This is a genomic window from Microbacterium sp. BF1, from assembly GCF_019279095.1.
GTDB lineage: Bacteria > Actinomycetota > Actinomycetes > Actinomycetales > Microbacteriaceae > Microbacterium > Microbacterium maritypicum.
This window is the reverse complement of sequence record NZ_JAGYWT010000532.1, coordinates 1-1,622: the sequence shown is the minus strand read 5'-3', so window position 1 is coordinate 1,622 and position 1,622 is coordinate 1. Positions and strand designations below refer to the sequence as shown.

2 protein-coding genes are annotated in these 1,622 nt (G+C 68.3%); one reads left to right on the top strand and one right to left on the bottom strand.

All coding sequences use genetic code 11. The features are described from left to right. On the top strand, nucleotides 1–1,394 hold a 1,394-nt coding region (lysS, locus tag KZA10_RS14490), incomplete at its 5' end, for a lysine--tRNA ligase (protein WP_218683235.1). 49 nt (nucleotides 1,395–1,443) lie between these two features. Here lysS and KZA10_RS14485 read toward each other — a convergent pair. Further along, nucleotides 1,444–1,622, bottom strand: a 179-nt coding sequence (locus KZA10_RS14485; protein WP_218683236.1) for a DUF4192 family protein, incomplete at its 5' end; no start/stop codon positions are given.

The following is a 1,622-nucleotide window of genomic DNA, read 5'->3' as shown; positions in this document are numbered from 1 at the left end:
TCCCGGTCGGCGTGCCCGTGACGCACACGATTCCCGCGCTGCGCGCCGAGTACGGCGAGCTCGAGGCGGGCGCCGAGACCGGCGTCATCGTCGGGGTCGCGGGTCGGGTGGTGTTCAGCCGCAACACCGGCAAGCTCTGCTTCGCCACACTGCAGGCGGGTGACGGATCGCGCATCCAGGCGATGATCTCCCTTGCGAACGTCGGCGAGGAATCGCTGGCGAACTGGAAGGAGTACGTCGACCTGGGCGACCACGTGTTCGTGCACGGCGAGGTCATCTCCAGCCGCCGCGGCGAGCTGTCGATCATGGCCGACGACTGGACGATCGCGGCCAAGGCGATCCTGCCGCTGCCCAACGCCTACTCCGAGCTCAGCGAGGAAGGACGCGTGCGCAGCCGCTACCTCGACCTGATCGTGCGGGAGCAGGCGCGCAACACGGTGCGCGCCCGGGCCGCCGTCAACGCGAGCCTGCGTTCGACCTTCACGAGCCACGACTACCTCGAGGTGGAGACTCCCATGCTGCAGGTGCAGCACGGCGGGGCCTCCGCTCGCCCGTTCATCACCCACTCGAACGCGTTCGACACCGAGCTCTACCTGCGCATCGCGCCGGAGCTCTACCTGAAGCGCGCGGTGGTCGGCGGCATCGAGCGCGTCTACGAGATCAACCGCAACTTCCGCAACGAGGGCGCCGACTCCACGCACAGCCCCGAGTTCGCGATGCTGGAGGCCTATCAGGCATACGGCGACTACAACCAGATGGCCGCGCTCACGCAGGAGCTCGTGCAGAACGCGGCGATCGCGGTCGCCGGGTCCACGACCGTGACCTGGGCCGACGGCACCGAGTACGAGCTGGGTGGCGAGTGGGACCGCATCTCGATGTACGAGTCGCTCTCCGCCGCCTCGGGTCGCACCGTCACCCCTCAGGACTCGGTCGAAGACCTGATCGCGTTCGCTCAGGAGAACGACGTCGATCTGCCGCCGCAAGCCACTCACGGCAAGCTCGTCGAGGAGCTGTGGGAGCACTTCGTGAAGGGCGATCTCGTTCGCCCGACGTTCGTGATGGACTTCCCCGTCGACACGTCGCCCCTGGTCCGTGAACACCGCTCGATCGCGGGCGTCGTGGAGAAGTGGGACCTGTACATCCGCGGTTTCGAACTGGCGACCGGGTACTCCGAGCTCGTGGACCCCGTGATCCAGCGCGAGCGCTTCGTCGAGCAGGCCAAGCTCGCAGCCCGCGGTGATGTCGAGGCGATGCCGGTCGACGAGGAGTTCCTGCGGGCTCTCGAGCACGGTATGCCGCCGTCCGGAGGAATGGGCATGGGAATCGATCGCCTGCTGATGGCCATCACCGGCCTGGGCATTCGCGAGACCATCCTCTTCCCCCTGGTCAAGTAGCCCGATCCGTTCCGCCTTCACCCCGCCTCGCCTTCACCCCGCTCCGCCTTCACTCCGCCGAGCGAGACCGGAACGCCCACTCCGGGAGCATCGCACCGCCGATCATCGTCTCGAGGAGGGCGGCGAGGGGGTAGCGGGGGTCGATCTCGCGCACCATATCGAGGTATCGGCCCGCGTGGCTCGCGCGCCCCAGGGCCCAGGACAGCCACGCGGCGACGGTGAGCGGGG